The sequence below is a fragment of the Shewanella indica genome (assembly GCF_002836975.1).
GTDB lineage: Bacteria > Pseudomonadota > Gammaproteobacteria > Enterobacterales > Shewanellaceae > Shewanella > Shewanella indica.
On sequence record NZ_NIJK01000027.1, the window covers coordinates 93,618 to 113,191 of the forward strand.

A 19,574-nucleotide genomic window follows, 5' to 3' on the forward strand; every position below is an offset into this window, starting at 1 on the left:
ACAAACAATTCCCGGATAGCCCCATGAAAGGGTAAGTGGGCTATCCGGGACACGGAGAGTGCTTTGAAGCTGCGCCAGCAAGCCAATCAAAGCTCGGGGTCACTCGCGACCGACTGCTGAAAAAACCTGGGCAACCGATGCCATAAAGGCGAGCCGTCTTGATGTGTATTGCCGACTGCACTGCCTGCCGCTAAGCCGATGTTTCATAAAAACACCCGATACAGAATGACATATCACACTTCCCCCAGCGGGAACTATGGATTATAAACCAGAAAACCGCCCTGTGCATAACCCTGTGAACAAATATGTACTAAAGTATAACCCTCAACGGTTAGAAGACCGTAACAATAGGAATCCTCAAGGTTAACTTTCCAAGATGACCACAAGATGACAAGCCGGACAACTTGTCCACAGACAGAAAAAGGCCGCTGATGACAGCGGCCCCAAAATCAGATCTCATAGTGCAATCCGCACTCGCGTTTTAACCCGTTGAAACGTGTCTCTTCTTCCGTCATCCCCAGCTCCAGGGGCTTGCTCGAATGGCTATCACCCACAGAGACATAACCCTGCTCCCAGAGAGGGTGATAGGGCAAGTCATAGCACTTGAGATACTCATGCACCTGTTTGTTGCTCCACTCGATAATCGGCAGCATCTTGTAGCGCTTGCCGTGGATAGCCAAAATCGGCAACGCCTCCCGGGTCGATGCCTGGGAACGGCGCAAACCGGCAAACCAGGTGCCGACATCCAGCTCAGCCAGTGCCCGCTGCATCGGTTCCACCTTATTGATGCGATTGTATTGCTCCAGCCCTTCAAGCCCCTGCTGCCACAGCTTACCGAATCTGGCCTCCTGCCAGGCGGCGCTCGTCTCGGCCCGATAGACCTTGAGATTGAGTCCGAGTCGCTCTGTCAGTTGATCGATAAAGCGGTAGGTCTCGGGAAACAGGTAGCCGGTGTCGGTCAAAATCACTTGTGTGCCTTGCTGCACCGAGTTCACCAGATGCAGCATCACTGCCGCCTGAATACCAAAGCTGGACGACAGGGCATGACTTCCGGGCAGATAGGCCAGGGCCCATTGGATCCGCTCCTCAGCGCTCAATCCGCCAAGATAGCCATTGATGGCAGCGAGGGCACTTTGCTGCTCAGAGGCCGGCGCATCCAGCAAGGCCAGCAGCGCCTCGGCGCTGTGCAATAAACTTGTGGTATCAGCCATGAAAGTCCCTCGCGGCGTCCAATACAGGTTTTACTATTCCGGCGCGCACCGTGAAATCACCGAAGCTCTCGCCGATTTCGCGCTCGGCGGCATAGCGACCAAACAGGGCATCGAGCTCGCTGAGGATCTCGGCTTCCTGAATATTTTCACGGTACATCTTGTTCAATCGGGTGCCTTCGAAGCTGGCGCCCAGATACATGTTGTAGCGCCCAGGGGCCTTGCCCACAAAACCGATCTCGGCGGCAAAGGGGCGGGCACAACCGTTGGGACAGCCCGTCATACGCACGACTATCGCCTGCTCACCTATGGCGTGCTTGGCCTGCAGCGCATCCACATGATCGATAAACTCGGGGAAATAACGCTCGGCTTCGGCCATAGCCAGGGCGCAGGTCGGCAGCGCCACACAGGCGATAGAATGGCCACGGGTTGCGGTGATCACCTGCCCCATCAGACCATACTTACGTGCCAGTGCTTCGATTTCAGCCTTATCCTCATCCGCCACTTTGGCGATGATAATGTTCTGGTTGGAAGTCATCCGAAAATCGCCCTTATGTATCTTGGCGATTTCCCGAAGCCCGGTCTGCAACAACTTACCCTGGGTATCTTTCACCCGGCCACCTTCGATAAACAGGGTCAGGTGCCAGTGGTTGTCTATGCCTTTAACCCAGCCGTATCTGTCACCGCGATCGCCAATGACCACATCACGCTTGGGGGCGAACTTAACCCCGGCGCGCTTCTCAACCTCGGCCTTAAAGGCCTCAAAGCCGTGATCCACTATGGTGTATTTGAGACGGGAGCGTTTACGATTGCTGCGGTTACCCCAATCGCGCTGCACTGTCATCACGGCCTCGGCAAACTTAATGGTGTCTTCGGCCTTGATAAAACCAAAGTCATCGGCCAGCCGCGGGAAGGTTTCCACTTCGCCATGGGTCGAGCCCATACCGCCACCGGCCACCAGATTGAAGCCCACCAGCTCCCCCTCTTGCGCCACGGCAATAAAACCCAGGTCATTGGTGTAAACATCCACGTCGTTGTCCGGTGGCACAGCTACCGCCATCTTGAACTTACGCGGCAGGTAGGTCTTGCCGTATACAGGCTCGACCGCAGCCGACTGCTCATCTTCTGTGCTGAGCAGCTTCTCCTCGTCGAGCCAAATTTCGGCATAGGCACGGGTGTGCGGCAGCAGATGATCCGACAATTTCTTGGCCCAGAAATAAGCCTGCTGATGCAGCTTGGACTCTACCGGGTTGGGGTTACACATGACGTTGCGGTTCACATCACCACAGGCGGCAATCGAGTCCAGCGCTTCCCTGTCCAGCCCCTGAATAATGGTTTTCAGGTTGCGCTTGGGGATGCCGTGGTACTGGAATGTCTGCCGGGTCGTCAAACGTATGCTGTTGGAGCTGGTCAGCTCCGAGGCTATCTTGTCCACACCCAGCCACTGCTCTGGAGTACAGACACCACCCGGCACCCGGGCACGCAGCATAAAGCTGTACAGCGGCTCGAGCTTTTGCTCCTTACGTTCATTGCGCAGATCCCTGTCGTCCTGCTGATAGAAACCGTGAAACTTGATCAGTTGCTGATCGTCGTCGCTGAAGGCGCCTGTCACTTCCGTGCCCAGACCCTCGCGTATGGTGCCGCGCAGATAGTCACTGTCGGTCTTGATATGCTCGTTGGCGGATAATTTCTGCTCACTCATGGCCTTATCTCTTTATTCCTAGGTTCTTCAGCTCAGTAGACATCTTTCTGGTAACGCTTGGCGCTGCGCAGTTGATCGAGAAACGCTTCGGCGGCCTCGCTCGTCAAACCGCCTTGCTCCATGGCCACTTCAAGCAGTGCCTGGTGCACATCTTTGGCCATTCGCTCGGCATCGCCGCACAGGTAGATATGAGCCCCGCGCTCAAGCCACTGCCACAGCTCTTTGGCCTGTTGTTTAATCTTGTGCTGAACATAGACTTTCTCTGCTTGATCCCGGGAGAAGGCCAGCGAGATCCGGCTCAGGGCGCCACTCTTGAGGTACTGTTGCCACTCGGTCTGATAGAGAAAATCCTGCTCGAAATGGGGATTACCGAAGAACAGCCAGCTGTCGCCGGCCACGCCCTCGGCCACTCTTTGTTGCATGAAGGCCCGAAATGGCGCGACACCGGTTCCCGGCCCTATCATGATCACTGGCGTCTGTGGGTCTTCGGGCAGGCGGAAGTGCTTGTTGGGTTCCACATACACCCGCACCTGAGCGCCCTCCTCGGCCCGGGCCAGGAAGTGAGAGGCGGCGCCGAAACGGCGTTGGCCATCACGCTCCTCCTCCACCAGCGCCACTGTGAGATGCACTTCAGACTCCACTTCACTCTGACTCGAGGCGATGGAGTAAAGCCTAGGGGTAATAGGGCGCAGCTTGTCCAACAGAGCCTGGGCAGAATCCAGCTTGGCGCCATTGAGAGGATAACGTTTCACCAGGTCCACCAGTTGGTGGCTGAGAATAAACTGCCGGGTCTGCTCCTTGTCTTGACTGATAGTAAGCAGCTCGCCGCTTTCTACGGTTTCGGCCCAAAACTGCACCAGACCGGGATAGAGCTGGGTCAGCTCTTTGCTCTCAATCAGAGCATCACGCAGCTCCACAGACTCGCTGCCAAGCTTGACCCGGGTATCCGGCGCCAGCGCAAGCGCCTCGAGAATTTCGGCCACCAGAGCCTCATCGTTATGGAAATAGACCCCCAGCGCATCACCCGCCTGATAGCTGATGGCCGACTCGCCCAAATCGATTTCCAGATGACGGATATCCTTGAGTGAATCCCGGCCCGTCAGTTTCTGGCTGACTATCACTTCGGCGCTGTAGGGGTTTTGCTTATCATATTCCTGACCGATATTGCCATTGATACCTGCATTGACGGCATTGATGGACACCACATTGGTCGCTGCGCCATCGGTCGCCTGCAGCAGAGGCTTAACCTGCTCAAGCAGCTCGGTTTGCCAGCTGTCACTCTGTAACTGATAGTCCACATCACAGTCCACTCTCGGCAGTAAAGACTTGGCCCCGAGGGCGCTCAGGCGAGCATCGAAGTCTTTACCTGTCTGGCAGAAAAACTCATAGGAGGAATCCCCCAGCGAGAGAACCGCATACTGAAGCTTATCCAGCTTGGGGGCGCGTTTGGAGCCGAGAAACTTGTGCAGCTCAATGGCATCATCGGGGGCTTCACCTTCACCATGGGTACTCACCACGGCCACCAGCAGGGTTTCCTGCTTGAGGTTCCGGACATTGTATTCGCCCATAGATGCCAGGTTAACGCCATAGCCCAGACTCTGGGCCTTGGCGGCCAAAGCCTTGGCGATACCCCGGCCATTGCCCGTCTGACTGCCATAGAGTATGGTCAGAGTTTGCCCGCTCTGGCTTTGGGGGGAAGCGCCCTCCTGCCCCTGAGCGCTGGCGGCCAGATAACCACTGACCCATGCCAGCTGCAGCGGGCTGAGCTCGGCGGTGAGTTGTTTAAGCTTATCCACTTGTGGTGCTGAGAGTGGCGAAGCCAGTGAAGAGAGTTGTTTCAGTAACATTGAGACGGCCCGGTGACAGAGTAATGTCAGCAGCTTAGCCCCACTATCGAAAAGCAAAAAAGAATAATATTTAATTTTTTATATCAATAAGGAATATGCATGGTATAAAAATTAAGCTGCAAAAGTGTGGCCTGGCGCAAAGAATTTGCTCTGACCAGTGGAGAAACACACCACATGAAGAATATGAGCTTGTTTCCATTGAAAGACTTGCGACAATGCCAAAAGCACGCTAGGTGCCATGAAAGGAATATCTGTACCCCACACCCAGGATTTCATTCATGAGCGGGCTTGGTTCCTGAAAACATTTCAGGAAGTCCCCAATGGAAAGGGAAAGACCAGTCCCCCGAGTCCAGGTCAACAGACTTGCATTCTTTCACTCTGCCAGCGGAGTTTTGGCGGGGTGAATTTTGTTTATCAACCATCAGGGAATAGTCATGCAGATTGGAATACCGAGAGAGAGTCTCGCCGGTGAAACCCGGGTCGCTGCGACCCCGGCAACGGTAGAGCAACTTAAAAAACTCGGCTTTGAAGTGGCAGTGGAAGCAGGCGCGGGTGCGCTGTCCAGCTTCAGTGATGCCGCCTTCGAAGCCGCCGGTGCCAGTGTGGTACCGAATGTATGGCAGGCCGACTTGATCTTTAAGGTCAACGCGCCAACCGAAGATGAAATCAGCCAAATCAAAGATGGAGCCACCCTGGTAAGTTTTATCTGGCCGGCCCAAAATCCTGAATTGGTGGAAAAGTTGTCACAGCGCAACATCAATGTGATGGCGATGGACATGGTGCCGCGGATCTCCCGTGCCCAGTCCCTAGACGCCCTCTCATCCATGGCCAATATCGGCGGTTATCGCGCCGTGGTGGAAGCTGCCCATGAGTTTGGCCGTTTCTTTACCGGCCAAATTACTGCCGCGGGTAAAGTCCCACCGGCCAAGGTGCTGGTGATAGGTGCCGGGGTTGCCGGTCTTGCCGCCATTGGTGCCGCCGGTTCATTGGGCGCCATAGTGCGCGCCTTCGATACCCGTCTGGAAGTGGCCGAACAGATCGAATCCATGGGCGGTGAATTCCTCAAATTGGACTTCGGCGGGGAAGACGGCTCTTCCAGCGATGGCTATGCCAAAGTGATGTCTGATGAATTCATCAAGGCTGAAATGGCGCTGTTCGCCGAGCAAGCCAAGGAAGTGGATATCATCATCACCACAGCACTGATTCCAGGCAAACCTGCGCCCAAGCTCATCACCAAAGAGATGGTCGACTCCATGAAGCCGGGCTCAGTGATAGTGGACCTGGCGGCCGCTACCGGCGGCAACTGCGAATACACCCAAAGCGGCGAACTCTTTGTGACCGACAATGGCGTTAAAGTCATAGGTTACACAGATCTGCCAGGGCGTTTGCCGGCACAATCCTCCCAGCTTTACGGCACCAACCTGGTGAACCTGATGAAGCTGATGTGCAAGGAGAAAGACGGCAACGCCAGCATAGACTTCGAAGACGTGGTGATGCGCAACATGACGGTCGTCAAGGCAGGTGAAGTCACCTTCCCGCCGCCACAGATCTCAGTGACCGCAGCGCCCAAGAAACCGGCTGCCAAAGTCGAGCCGAAAAAGGCTGAAGAGAAAGCGCCATCCAAGCTCAAGTATATTTTGGGCGCTCTGGGTGTGGCCGCGTTCGGCGCCGTGGCCTCGGTGGCTCCGGCTGAGTTCCTGTCGCACTTTACTGTATTCGTGCTCGCCTGTGTGGTGGGTTACTACGTGGTTTGGAACGTGACTCATGCGCTGCATACGCCATTGATGTCAGTCACCAACGCTATTTCCGGCATTATTGTGGTAGGTGCACTGCTGCAGGTTGGCCAGGGCTCGGCCCTGATGACCGCACTGGCATTTATCGCCGTGCTGATTGCCAGTATCAACATCTTTGGTGGCTTTACCGTCACCCAGCGCATGCTGAAGATGTTCCGTAAGGATTAAGGGGGTATATCGTGTCTCAAGGACTGGTAACAGCAGCCTATATCATAGCGGCCCTGTTCTTCATCTTAAGCCTCGCCGGCTTATCGAAGCAGGAGTCTGCAAAAAATGGAAACCTGTTTGGGGTTATAGGGATGTCGATCGCTTTGATCGCTACCATACTGAATCCTGAAACCAATGGGGTTCACTGGATCATTCTCGCCATGGTGATAGGCGGTGCCATAGGTATTCGTCTGGCGCTCAAGGTTGAGATGACAGAAATGCCTGAGCTGGTCGCCATTCTCCACAGCTTTGTGGGTATGGCCGCCGTATTGGTGGGTTTCAACTCTTTCCTCGGCCTGCACCCACAGGCGATGAACGAAGTAATAGTCACTGTCGGTAATGACCTCAATGCCACTCTGGAAGCCGCCAGGGCAGCCATAGAGCAAGCCGCCGCCTCGGCAGCGCATGAGCCCATGACTGGCGCCATGCTCAACATCCACCTGGTGGAAGTCTTCCTGGGGATCTTCATCGGTGCCGTGACCTTCACCGGTTCTGTGGTGGCATTCGGCAAACTCAGAGGCATTATCTCCTCCAAGCCGATGATGTTGCCTCATCGCCACAAGCTCAACCTGCTGGCGGTAGTGGTATCCCTGCTGCTGATGATTTACTTCGTCAACGTAGGTGGCAGCATCTGGCCTCTGCTGATCATGACACTGATAGCCTTTGCCTTTGGCTGGCACCTGGTAGCCAGCATAGGCGGCGCCGACATGCCGGTTGTGGTATCCATGCTCAACTCCTACTCTGGCTGGGCGGCTGCAGCGGCGGGCTTTATGTTGTCCAACGACCTGCTGATCGTCACAGGTGCCCTGGTAGGTTCTTCCGGTGCCATCCTGTCTTACATCATGTGTAAGGCGATGAACCGTTCCTTTATCTCTGTGATTGCCGGTGGTTTCGGTACCGATGGCGCCGTTTCCAGCGGTGATGAAGAGATGGGCGAATACCGTGAAACCACGGCCGAGGATGTGGCCGAGCTGCTGAAAAACTCCAGCTCAGTGATCATCACCCCCGGATACGGCATGGCGGTGGCCCAGGCACAGTATCCCGTGGCCGAGATCACCCAGAAACTGCGTAATCTGGGGGTTAAGGTGCGCTTCGGTATCCACCCGGTTGCCGGGCGTCTGCCGGGCCATATGAACGTGCTGTTGGCCGAGGCCAAAGTGCCTTATGACATAGTGCTGGAGATGGACGAAATCAATGATGATTTCGAAGACACAGATACAGTACTGGTGATAGGCGCCAACGATACGGTTAACCCGGCGGCCACTGAAGATCCTTCCAGCCCAATCGCCGGCATGCCGGTACTAGAAGTGTGGAAGGCCCGCAACGTCATCGGCTTCAAACGCTCGATGAACACAGGTTATGCCGGGGTGCAGAACCCGCTGTTCTTCAAAGACAACACCCAAATGTTGTTCGGCGATGCCAAGGCCAGCGTAGAAGCGATTTTGAAATCACTCTAAGTAGCCTATCGCAGTAACAGCATGAGTAATAGAGGGATCCTGATGGCTCCCTCTTCTTTTACCTGCTCTTTGCAGGTTTGAGCACTCAGGCCGCTATCTCCTGCCCCCAAGCTGTCTTTAGGGAAGGTGCGAATAAGTCCTCGTGGCACTGGGGGAGATTCACAAAGATAAACTCAGCTTTGGAGAATGGTATTAAAAGCAATCTGGCAATGCGACATCACTATGCCGAAACAACTACCATGCCCACCTGCACCTCTTTATCTTTCTTGCCAAGCTCCGTCAGGGTTCGCTCAACGGCGTTTTCGGCGGCTTCTTGCGCCATGAGATAAGAGAAGTGCATACCTGCCACTAAGACCGGCTTTAGTGGTCTCTAGCCCACCTAATCTCCGCCCGTTCACTGTTCAATTTATGGACAATCAAATCATTGACCCTGCAAGTTAGGTCTGTTAGATATACTCAGATTAAAAAATGCAAAGGAGATGTGAAATGAGTATACGGATCTTACTTGCAATTCTGTTATTGGGGTGTTGCTCTCAAAACGCGATTGCGAAACCAGAAAGCGATGTGCAAAAAAAAGTAGAAGCTCACGCTCAGTACTTTGGTTTTCAAAGTCCAGAGGCTTACCTGCACTTTTCAGCTGAATTAAATCAGCTGATGTCAGGGAAGAAAACCCTAGGAGAACCTCTTTTAAAAACGACTACTTACATCAACTCTTTGGGGGCTGGAACTACTTATTCTACACTTTCTGTTGAGCAAAAGAGTGAACTCTTTGCTTTGATAAAAGCACGTAGGCTAAACATGGCTCAAAGTCTTGGTATTCCAGAGTCTTCAATGGATAGACTTATCACTCAATATGCAACCTACTCTAGACTGAATGCAAAGTTGCATAACATTGCTCTGGATAAGGTGTTTCAAACCAGATCAGGTGAAGATGATGAAATTGAGCGGATAGAAGTCGAGGGACGTCTACTACAAAGTTGGGGAGGCTATGGCTCACTCATGATGTACGTAGGAATCACCGAGATGGCAATGCAATCGAGTATTTCCCAATACACTCCTTTCGTTGTTCGTTTTACCGCAAGAGAGTCTGAACAAACTTTTATGTATAATAATTATTCTGGGTCATGGAGTATCTCAAACGAAACTCCGTGTATACAAGATAGTTGCCAAGGGTATCCTGTTCTAAATCCTTAATTAAAAGGATTGCCAAAAAGCCCCAGTAGAATTAATTACAGGGGCTTTTTTGTACTCAGAATTTCACCTGTCAGAAGTTGTCTTAGTTACTCTAGTGCGAGCCTTCAGCTCTCCCTCCGCTGCAATAACTTTACCTTGCACTTGGTGACCTTTCCCTGAGGGGAAATTCACAAGGATAAGCACTGCCTTGAGAATGGCATTAAACGTAATCTGGCAATGTGGTATCACTATGCCATTACTGTGAACAAAACGGTACGATTCACAGCCACTCTGGGATAGAACAACCGCTTGTTGGTCCATTTCCCCCTCCAAAAGTTGGTGTGGAAGACCCCCCGATTAAAGCTCACGCACACTCAGTGCCCCAGCTTGGCCTGCTCAATAAGCAGGGCCGCTGGTATAGCCGCCCTGCTTAGTTTTAGCCGTTAACCACCGAGGATCCGTTTCCACCAAGGCAAAGGTTCACCGCAGTTGGGTGCCGGATGATAACTGTCGGCCAGCGCAGGAACCGCCACCACATTACGGCAATCGGCTTGTTTCGCCGCACCTGTATCCCGGTCGAAATAGCCCTGCACCACACCGTTGACCGGCGGCAATCTCAGCCCCAGCGGCGGCCGCTCGGCGAGGAAACGTTGATAGACAGTCATGGCACCACTGCTGCCATAGAACTGGGTCTTGCCGTTGTCATCACGGCCAACCCAAACGGCGGCAACGTTACGCTCGTCAAATCCGGCAAACCAGGAATCGCGGCGGTCGTTGCTGGTGCCCGTCTTGCCCGCCAGCATCACTCCGGGGAAAGCCGCCCCAAGACGCGAAGCCGTGCCGGACTCCACCACCTTGGTCATGGCGTACTGCACCAGATAGTTGGCCGCAGGCGTTATCGCCTCATGGCGTGGCATACTGGCCACAGGCAGGGGCTGGTTGTCGCTGTCCAGCACGGCAGTCACCGCATTGAGCTTACGATAACGACCTCCGTCCGCCAGGGTCTGATATACCTGCGCCACCATCAAGGGGGAACCGTTCACGGCGCCGAGCAACATGGAAGGATAAGCCGATACAGCTTCATTCCAACCGGCCTCTTTTAGCGTCGCGGCTACGGCATCGACGCCAACCATCATGCCCAGATTCACGGTCGGCACGTTCATCGATTTCTTGAACGCCGTCAACAGCGGCACCTGGCCGCGGAACTTGCGATCCACATTCTGGGGCGACCAGGTCTTGCCCTGCTCATTCTTGAGGGTAATGGCCTCATCTTTGAGGGGGCTGGCGAGATTGAACTTACTGCCCTGTGCCAGCGCCGTGGCATAAACAAACGGCTTAACCAGTGAACCTATGGGACGGCGAATTTCCACCGCCCGGTTGAAACCCTCGTAGCCCGGCACCTTATCGCCCACCATGGCGGCAATCCCGGCGCTGTACTTGTCGGTCACCACCATGCCCACCTGCACCTCTTTATCTTTCTTGCCAAGCTCCTTCAGGGTTCGCTCAACGGCGTTTTCGGCAGATTCCTGCGCCATGGGATCCAAAGTGGTATAGACCTTGACGCCGGACTGCTTCAGCAGCGCCGCACCATAGCGGTCCTTGAGTTCCTGTTTAACCACGGCAAAGAAGGCCGGCAGTTTCTGGTGCACCGGCTTATCCGAGCGCCTTAATCCCAGCGGCGACTCCGCTGCCGCCTTGTATTGGTCGACAGAAATTTTGCTGCCTTCCATCAACAACCTGAGCACCAGATCGCGCCGCTCCTGAGCCCTGTCAGGATAGCGCCAAGGGTTGTAGTAGGATGGCCCCTTGATAGCGGCGACCAGGAAGGCTTGCTGTGCCAGGGTCAGCTCTCCGACCGGGCGGCCAAAATAGAATTGCGATGCCAGCCCCATGCCATGCACGGCTCTGGATTTGTCCTGCCCCATGTAGACCTCATTGAGATAGGCCTCGAGAATTTCATCCTTGCTGTAACGAAAATCGATAATCAGCGCCATCAAGGCCTCCCTGGCCTTACGGATTAAGGAGCGCTCGCTGGAGAGGAAGAAGTTCTTCGCCAGCTGCTGGGTCAGGGTTGAGCCGCCCTGTACCGTGCGACCGGCACTGATATTGACCAGCAGGGCACGGGCGATGGCAAAGGGATTCACCCCGTGGTGCTCATAGAAGCTGCGGTCTTCCACCAAAATAAGCGCTTCGACTATGTGTTCGGGGATCTGTTCGGTTGGTACAAATAGCCTGTCCTCACCATCACCGGCGATGATCCTGTCCAGCAGCACAGGTTCGAGATGAAACACCGCCAGTTGACGTTTGTCGCTCATGCGCGCCACCGAAGTGACGCCGTTGGAGTCGAAACTTATCATCACCCGCTGCTCTGCCTGGCTTCCCTCAGGATGCAGGAAGGGGCGACGCCACAGCTCGATTCGGGTACTGGAGGCAGAAAACTCCCCCACCTGGCGCGGATTGGCCACCTTGCGATAGCCCAGCAGCTTAAGTTCGGCCATCAGCTGGGCGTGGCTCACCGCCGCCCCGGGATAGAGTGCCATTGAGCGACTGAACACCTGCGCCGGCAGGTGCCACTTCTGCCCTTCAAACTTACGGGCGATGATCTGATCCAGGTAGATACAATAGATGGTCAACGCCGCTACCAGAATAAGGGCCAGCTTCCAGGTTATCGACCATAACCTGCGCCACAACCCGGAGCTTTGCCGCGCCGGCTTGCTCTTGCTGCTGGTTTTTCTGGTACTTTTTTTCGTGGTACTTTTCTTGGTGGTCATGCTTATCCCAAAATTTACTGCTGGATATTCAAGGTCTTTTTCTTGGTGAATTTGGTCGGCAAAGTATTAGCCGGATCGTCGGGCCACAGGTGTTTAGGGTAGCGCCCACGCATCTCTTTTTTCACTTCGACATAGGGCCCTTGCCAAAAGCTGGCCAGATCGGCCGTCAGTGCCAAGGGGCGCTGCGCCGGAGACAAGAGTTCCATGGTTACGGTCAGCTCCCCTTGCAGTAGCCGCGGGCTTTCGGCCATGCCCAGCGCTTCCTGCAGACGCACGCTCAGCAGCGCCCGCCCGCCGGCATCATAGCGGATCGGCGCCCGGGTGCCCGTGGCCATTTTCCAATGGCTCGGTAGCCATTCATTCAGCATCTGCTGCGCCTGCCACTCGAGGCGATTGAGCAGCAGCTGCTTGATATCCAATGCCATTAACCCCTTTAGCTGCTTGATATCGCTCAAAAACGGCTCCAACCACTCCTCGAGAGAATCCAGCAGCGCCGGATCGCTGCTGTCCGGAAATAGGCTCGGATCTTTGGATCTTGCCAGTGCCAGCCTGAACTGGAGCTGCCTGACATCCTCATCCATATTGAGCAGCGCCAAGCCTTTGCTGCGCAGCAACGTCATAATCGCCTGAGCCCTCAGCTTGGGATCCGCCTCTTTCTCGGCTTCCCGCTTGAGCACTATCTCCCCCAGACGCAGTTGGCGCTCGGCAAAGAAACGTCCCTTGGACTCATCCCAGCCCGCCTGCTGTTGCCAAGTGCAGAGAAAAGCCAGCTCATTTTCCAGCAACCCCGCCGGTAATTCGGCCGCCAGATAGATGCGGCCGGCGCTGCGGCCCTCGGTCTCCTGGTAATCGGCCACCACCAGAAACTCGCAGCCGCTGAGGCTGTCACCGGCATCGAGCACCACGCCGCTGCCATTGGCCAACTGGTAACCCTCGACGCCTCTTGCCTTGGCTATCCTGTCAGGAAATGCCAGCGCCAACAACAGGGCGCAATCGGCACGATTCGCCAATTTCAGAAAGTCTGCCGCCTTGCCATTAAGCCCTAAGCGTCTGAGCCAGTTGCCGACTTGTCTGGCCTCAAGGCCTTGAGTGGCCTGAGAAAGTTTATCCATGATATCGGCGCCGTTGCCCGCAAGGCTTCTGGCCTCCAATAAGGCAGCCAGCAGACAAGCCAGACCGGCGAGCTCAGGTTCGCCGCGCCCCTGCCCCAAACTCTGCGCCCGGAGCAGCATATGCGCCAGCCGTGGCTGCGCCCCCAGTGCATAGGCCGCGCGGCCATGGGCGGTAAGCTTACGTTGCCTGTCTACCAATTGCAGCGACTGCAACAGCTGCCAGGCCACCGCCTCATTGGCTCTGGCCGGTGGCGTCAGTAAAGGCAAGTCACTGAGGCTACGCACACCCCAGCAAGCGGCATCCAAGGCCATGGAGAGCAAGTCGGCATGCAAGATTTCCGGCTCATCCGCCTGCGGCAAGCGGCCGTGCTCCTCCTGGCCCCAAAGCCTTAAGCAGAAACCCGCACTGGTGCGCCCAGCCCGCCCGGCTCTTTGAGTGGCCGATGCCTGGCTGATACGCTTGAGTCCCAAACGGGTCACGCCGCTGCGGGGGTTGAAACTGGCCTGGCGCTTGTAACCACTGTCCACCACCAGAGTAATCCCCTCTATGGTCAGACTGGATTCCGCCAGGTTGGTGGACAATACCAGCTTACGCTCACCGGCATTGGCCGGGGCAATCGCCGCATCCTGCTCTTTGGCACTCAGTGAGCCGTAGAGAGGACAAATGCGCACATTGGCCGCAACTCTGGATTGCAGATAGTGCTTGAGGCGCTGAATTTCCCCCTGTCCCGGCAGGAAGGCGAGTATCGAGCCCTGTTGCTGCGCTTCGCTAGCCCCCAAAGCGCCGGCCTGCTGAGGGTCCAGCAGCGCCAGCAACTGCCGCCCCATATGTTCAAGCCAAGGCGCCATGCCAGAGCCGGACCCCGAACCGCTGCGCCTCTGCGCCGAAACAGCGCTGTAGGCGATAGTCACAGGGTAGCTGCGGCCCTCACTGGCAAGTAGCTTGGCATCCGGCATCAAGGTGTGTAACGGCAAACCTTCGAGCGTTGCCGACATGGCCAGCAAGTGTAAATCGTCCCGCAATGAGGCCTGCACTTCCAGTGCCAACGCCAGACCGAGATCTGTGCTCAGATGGCGCTCATGGATCTCATCGAAAATGATCATGGCAACGCCCTTGAGCTCAGGGTCCTGCTGGATCATGCGGGTCAGCACCCCCTCGGTGATGATCTCGAGTCGGGTGTTGCCGCTGACCTGACTCTCACCGCGAATCCTGAACCCCACCTCTTGCCCCAGCGCCTGCCCTCTTTGGCGCGCTAAAAAGCCGGCGATGGCCCGAGCCGCCACCCGTCTGGGCTCCAGCATAAGGATCTTGCCGTCGATTTCCGGCCAGTCGAGCAGTGCCAAGGGCAGCGCGGTGGATTTACCGGCTCCGGTAGGCGCTTCGAGGATAACTTGCAGGCAACTGGCCAAGGTTTGGCGCAGTTGAGGCAACAGAGATTGAATGGGTAAGTCGTTCAAGATTCAGGGCATGGCTTACAAAAACAGGCGCTCAGTGTAACCAGTTTCCGCCGCCGTGGCTAACCTAACGGGGTAGCTCACTCAGCTCAAGTAAGGGCCTGGGTTTGCCTATGGCGTAACCTTGAGCATAATCCACCCCCAGATCCCGCAGTTTCGCCACTATTGCCTCGGTTTCCACAAACTCGGCAATAGTTTGAAACGCCATCTGCCTCCCCAACTGGCACATGGCGGCAATGATCGCCTGATCCGCCTTGTCTTCACAGAGATTGACCACAAACTGGCCGTCAATCTTCACATAATCCACCGCCAACTGTTTAAGGTAGGCAAAAGAGGAAAAGCCGGCGCCAAAGTCATCCATCGCCAGCTTACAACCCAAAGGTTTGAGCAGTTCAATCAACCTATGAGCCTGCTCGAGCTGACTGAGAACCGAAGTTTCGGTGATTTCGATACACAGCTTATCGACCAACTCGGGCTCGGCCAGCAGACGCATCTCAAGCCAGTCCATAAACTCCTCATCCTCAAGCGAGGACGCCGAAAGGTTCAGCGACACCAAAGACAGGGACTGCCACAACTCAAGATGCCGATTGCCCCAAAGCAGCAGATGATCTATCACCCAGCGATCCACTCTGGACGCCAGGTTATAACGCTCTGCCGCCGGCAGAAATATCGCCGGTGACAGCATCTCTCCCTCCTCCTGATACATACGCAGCAAGATCTCCAGATGCATACCGCTATCTGTAGCCTCCAGCGGGCGGATCTCCTGAAAATAGAGCTCAAATTTGTCGTTGGCCAGGGCTCCCAGGACATCGACCGAGGCGGTCATTTCGCTGTAGAGCCGCTTGAGGCGGGGATCGCTGCTGTCGTAGAGTAACCAGCCATTGCGCCCCTGCTCCTTGGCCAGCCGGCAAGCGGCATCGGCCTGGCCCATAACGGTATAGATGTCCTGCGCCAATGGTTCCAACTGGGCTATGCCTATGCTGGCCGAGACCCCATGTTTGCGGTTTTCCCAGTTGAATTCATGATTAAACAGCTGCTGACAGATACGCTCAGCGATATGTTTGGCCGACTCTGGGTTACAAAAATGCATCAGGATCCCGAACTCATCGCCGCCGAGCCTGGCCACCACATCCCCCTTGCGCACCAGCTGCTTGAGCCGCTGCGCCACCTGACACAAGAGCCTGTCACCCGCGATATGCCCGCTGACATTGTTGATCACCCGAAACTGATCCAGATCCACAAAGGCAATACACACAGGAGGAGCCTGTTCCTCGCCGAGCACTTTGGCCAGCAAGGCTTCGAAATGCACCCGATTGGGCAGGCCGGTCAAAGCATCATAATTGGCATGGAATGACAGCTCGCTGGCCAATCTGTGGCGTTCACTGACATCTTCAGCCATCAACACCAGGGTACGCTTATCAGCCTTGCTACGACTGATACTTAGCTTTTGCCAGGAGAGCTCCTGTCCATGCTGAAAACCAACCTCACACCAGGCCTGATTCAATACCCCATCGCGCACCACGGCCAGGGTATCGAGCAAAATGCCCTTGTCATCCTCACGCACCAAGGTCAGCAGATCCTGGCTATCAGCGGCTACCAGTGTCTGTTTGGCTATCCGGTTCATCATGGTCAGTTGGTTGCTGCTATCCAACTGCCCGCAAGCCAGGGGTAACTGCTGAAACAACTCCTGATACTTGCGCTCACTGGCCAGCAGCGCCAATGCGATACGGGTCAGTTCCATCGCCGAGCCTATCATGGCGGCCGCATGGCTAAGCTCATTGACAAAGTCCTCCTGCCAGCGCTTTTCACCACCGCATTGCAAGGCACCGACGGCGATATGGGTCTCCCCCAGATGCAGTGGCGGCAGCACCAGCAGGCTACGTACCTGCCACTGGCGTAAAAAACGTTTCTCTTCCTGAGCTTCCTTGGGAAGCTCTTCAATACTGTCCAGGGTCAGGAGTTTGGGATGGCGTAACAGATTGCGAAAAAAAGGCATGTTCCCCAACCCCCACTCTCGGGTGGCTTGCAGAGTATTGAATTGGGGTTTGAGGTAGAGATTACGGGTCTTGAGCCGCCCGGGAGCCTTTCCGGCCGCCAGCACAAATACCCCGTCACAATCCAGTTGCCGGGTGATGATCTCCAGGGCGCGATCAACATTCTGCTCCAGGGTGATCAACGGAGAATCGCTGAAGACATCCACCAGGGCATGTTGCAATTGATTGGCTAGACTCACGGACATAATGGGGTCATTTCCTTACGACTGTTCCTGAACTGAAGAATCCATCTGATACCATTATGCTTCCATTTTAACGCAGTGAGTCAACTCTCATGCAAAATGGTATAAGCCACAGTATAGGTCAAGAGTATAAGCCAAGGCCTTAACCGGAAACGAAAAATGAGCCCAATTACGCGTAAAAGACTATTTCTCGGATTCTCGCCAGCCGCGGCAGAAAGAGCAAGCTTGCTGAAGTTACAGCAGGCTTGTGAACAAGCTTATGAACCGTCAGCCCCAGGTCTCAAGAAAGTGACTGAGGCCAATCTGCATCTCACCCTGGCGTTTCTCGGCCAGGTGACGGCAGAACAGCTCGGGGATTTACTCGCAGCCATTCCCGGCTTGCCCTTGAAACGCTTTCGGTTGCGGCTCGAGCATCTCTGTTTCTGGCCCGGGCCGAAAATACTCTGCCTGGCCGGCATAGCCGAAGATCCAGCGTTAATGGCGCTCGCCAAGGCGGCGCAACAACTGGCAACAAATCTTGAGCTGCATAGCAGCGAATATGATTACCGCCCCCATATCACCTTGATGCGAAGGGCCAACAACCTACCGGAACTCGAAGATGTTCCAACGCTCAATTTAACGCCAAGCGAGCTGCAACTCTACGAGTCTTTGAGTACTCCAACCGGCGTCGAGTACCAGATATTGGCCAGCTGGCCGTTAAGCGGCTGAATCACTTAAGCGCCTTGTGCATCACCACGCAGTCGAGCACTATGCCTCTTGGGGAGTGATATTGGCTTATCCCCTCACCGCAAAAGCCACAACTGCGATAGAAGTCGGCGGCATTGAGGGTAGACTCCAGCGTCAGCACGGTCACGCCTCTTTCACGCGCCAAAGACTCGAGATAAGCGAGTAAGTCGCGCCCAAGCCCTTGGCCCATGGCTTGTGGATGCACGAACAGGGCTTCAATTCGGTCGTTATCCAGCATGCCGGTCGCCAGTATTTTTCCCTGATGTTCGATGAGATAAAAGTCTCTCTCCACCATGGTGATAAAGACAGAGGGCATCTCGCCTTGGGTCCAAATTCTGAGCTCTGCCTTTGTGTAAACCTCCTGGCAACCGGCCTGAATCGCCAGATTACGGATATCCCAGGCAGCTTGTGCGTCTTCCTTTCTTGCCTTGCGTAACTTCATCCTGCACTTCCCTTCGTTGAAAAATAGCGATACACAGGCATTAAAAAGCCGCCCTGTGGGCGGCTTGGTTTGGGCGTTAATTCCCTATGACTCAGTCCGCCAGCAGTTCGGCTATGGTCAACATACCATGAGTCGTGGCGCCTGCAGCCCAAAGAGCCGAAGCATTGTCTTCAAATGCGGCGGCCAGATCGATATGCAGCCAATCGACACCTTCATTGACAAAACGCCACAGGAAACCAGCGGCATTGGAAGCGCCACCGGCGCCGCCACCTTTTACCGGGCGGCTGTTGGCGGTATCGGCATAGGCAGAAGGACACATCTCTTTATGCCAAGGCTCCAGCGGCAAAGGCCAAACATTTTCGGCCACTAGAGCCGCCTTTTGCTGCGTCAACGCCAGCAGTGGCTGACTGGGGGAGAAGATGGCGTTATAGTTGCGGCCAACGGCCATCACGGCGGCGCCGGTCAGGGTGGCGGCATCGATAACCCGAGTCGCACCGCTGGCGCAGGCGGCCTGCAGACCATCGGCCAGCACCAAGCGCCCCTCGGCATCGGTATTGACCACTTCAACCGTGGTGCCGTTCTTGTAGGTCAGTATGTCTCCCAGCTTATAGGCACGACCACTGATCAGGTTCTCGGCGCAGCAGAGGTAGAGTTTAACCCGCTTGTCGAGACCGTTCTGAATCGCCAGCCCCAGCGCCGCAGCAACCGTTGCCGCGCCGCCCATATCGGCCTTCATGCCCAGCATGCCTTCGGAAGCCTTGATGCTGTATCCGCCTGAGTCAAAGGTGATCCCTTTACCTACCAACGCGACGGACACGGGAGCATCTTCCCCCAGAGGGTTGAAGTCCAGTTCCAGCAACGCTGGTGGCCTTTCGCTGCCGCGGCCAACCGCATGAATGCCTATCCACTGCTCCTGCAGCAAGGCTTCTCCTTCAACTATCCGGTAGCTGACCTTGTCACCGCCGAGCTCGGCCAGCCAATTGGCCGCCTGCTGCGCCAGTTTCAGAGGTGGCAGGTTTTCCGGTGTTTCATTAATAAGACTGCGGGCAAACGATGCGCTGTAAGCCCTGCTGGTCAGCGCACCCTTGAGCGCCTCATCACCGGCCCACTGGATCTCATGGCCGCCTTTGGCGGTGACAAAGCCCTGGGCAAAGGCCCATTGACTGTTGAGATCCCAACCCTCTCCCACCAAAGAAACCTGATTGATCCCCTGGTTACGCAGCTTACGGGCGGCCATCTGGATTTGTCGCAGGGCATCGTTTCCCTGCAGGTGGATCTGAGCCTGCTCAGCATTGTAGGTTACATCGGCCTTGCCCCAATGGGCCGCTGGGGCTTCATGGGTCAGCGCTATCTTCATGGATTGACTCATTTCGATTCCTTCTTCTTTTATATGTAGTGAACGCAAGGCGCCACAATTGCGTCCAGTGTACTGCATTCCTGCCCGG

At 55.5% G+C, this 19,574-nt stretch carries 13 protein-coding genes; 4 read left to right on the forward strand and 9 right to left on the reverse strand.

The window, feature by feature from the left end; genetic code table 11:
- Positions 1-449 precede the first annotated feature (449 nt).
- From CX650_RS07435 to CX650_RS07445, 3 genes are read right to left on the reverse strand one after another with little or no spacing between them, the layout of a single operon-like run.
- Positions 450-1,211, reverse strand: coding sequence for a phosphoadenylyl-sulfate reductase (locus tag CX650_RS07435; protein ID WP_101095458.1), 762 nt, complete (start codon positions 1,209-1,211; stop codon positions 450-452).
- The gene (gene cysI, locus CX650_RS07440) at positions 1,204-2,910 is read right to left on the reverse strand and encodes an assimilatory sulfite reductase (NADPH) hemoprotein subunit (protein WP_101095459.1); all 1,707 of its coding nucleotides are present in this window, start codon (positions 2,908-2,910) and stop codon (positions 1,204-1,206) included. Before cysI ends, CX650_RS07435 begins: the two co-directional genes overlap by 8 nt.
- Before the next feature lie 32 nt (positions 2,911-2,942).
- On the reverse strand, positions 2,943-4,757 hold the full coding sequence (locus CX650_RS07445) for an assimilatory sulfite reductase (NADPH) flavoprotein subunit (RefSeq protein ID WP_101095460.1): 1,815 nt from the start codon (positions 4,755-4,757) through the stop codon (positions 2,943-2,945).
- A gap of 434 nt (positions 4,758-5,191) precedes the next feature.
- Between CX650_RS07445 and pntA the strand changes: the two genes are divergently transcribed.
- Entirely contained in the window at positions 5,192-6,718 is a 1,527-nt protein-coding gene (gene pntA, locus CX650_RS07450; protein WP_039033109.1) for a Re/Si-specific NAD(P)(+) transhydrogenase subunit alpha, read from the forward strand.
- An 11-nt stretch (positions 6,719-6,729) separates the two neighbouring features.
- Positions 6,730-8,214 (forward strand): Re/Si-specific NAD(P)(+) transhydrogenase subunit beta, encoded by a 1,485-nt coding sequence (gene pntB / locus CX650_RS07455; protein WP_101095461.1) that lies wholly within the window; start codon positions 6,730-6,732, stop codon positions 8,212-8,214.
- A 220-nt stretch (positions 8,215-8,434) separates the two neighbouring features.
- Here pntB and CX650_RS20535 read toward each other — a convergent pair whose 3' ends face one another.
- A complete protein-coding gene (locus CX650_RS20535) occupies positions 8,435-8,563 on the reverse strand; it encodes a hypothetical protein (RefSeq protein ID WP_264184784.1) in 129 nt (42 codons plus the stop codon).
- Between the two features lie 137 nt (positions 8,564-8,700).
- On the opposite strand from CX650_RS20535, the gene CX650_RS07460 reads away from it, so the two are divergent.
- The gene (locus CX650_RS07460) at positions 8,701-9,408 is read left to right on the forward strand and encodes a hypothetical protein (RefSeq protein WP_101095462.1); all 708 of its coding nucleotides are present in this window, start codon (positions 8,701-8,703) and stop codon (positions 9,406-9,408) included.
- A gap of 422 nt (positions 9,409-9,830) precedes the next feature.
- On the opposite strand, the gene mrcB is transcribed toward CX650_RS07460, so the two are convergent.
- The 3 genes from mrcB to CX650_RS07480 form a co-directional block, all read right to left on the reverse strand.
- Positions 9,831-12,158 carry a penicillin-binding protein 1B gene (gene mrcB, locus CX650_RS07470; RefSeq protein WP_101095464.1) on the reverse strand — a complete coding sequence of 776 codons (2,328 nt, stop codon included), beginning with the start codon at positions 12,156-12,158 and terminating at the stop codon, positions 9,831-9,833.
- A 14-nt stretch (positions 12,159-12,172) separates the two neighbouring features.
- Positions 12,173-14,728, reverse strand: a complete 2,556-nt coding sequence (gene hrpB / locus CX650_RS07475; RefSeq protein ID WP_101095465.1) for an ATP-dependent helicase HrpB — start codon at positions 14,726-14,728, stop codon at positions 12,173-12,175.
- A 64-nt stretch (positions 14,729-14,792) separates the two neighbouring features.
- The gene (locus tag CX650_RS07480) at positions 14,793-16,964 is read right to left on the reverse strand and encodes a putative bifunctional diguanylate cyclase/phosphodiesterase (RefSeq protein ID WP_101095466.1); all 2,172 of its coding nucleotides are present in this window, start codon (positions 16,962-16,964) and stop codon (positions 14,793-14,795) included.
- A 156-nt stretch (positions 16,965-17,120) separates the two neighbouring features.
- Between CX650_RS07480 and thpR the strand changes: the two genes are divergently transcribed.
- Positions 17,121-17,669 (forward strand): RNA 2',3'-cyclic phosphodiesterase, encoded by a 549-nt coding sequence (gene thpR / locus CX650_RS07485; RefSeq protein ID WP_101095467.1) that lies wholly within the window; start codon positions 17,121-17,123, stop codon positions 17,667-17,669.
- A gap of 1 nt (position 17,670) precedes the next feature.
- Here thpR and CX650_RS07490 read toward each other — a convergent pair whose 3' ends face one another.
- Entirely contained in the window at positions 17,671-18,129 is a 459-nt protein-coding gene (locus tag CX650_RS07490; protein WP_071475785.1) for a GNAT family N-acetyltransferase, read from the reverse strand.
- A 91-nt stretch (positions 18,130-18,220) separates the two neighbouring features.
- The gene (pepB, locus tag CX650_RS07495) at positions 18,221-19,498 is read right to left on the reverse strand and encodes an aminopeptidase PepB (RefSeq protein ID WP_101095468.1); all 1,278 of its coding nucleotides are present in this window, start codon (positions 19,496-19,498) and stop codon (positions 18,221-18,223) included.
- Positions 19,499-19,574: the final 76 nt, after the last annotated feature.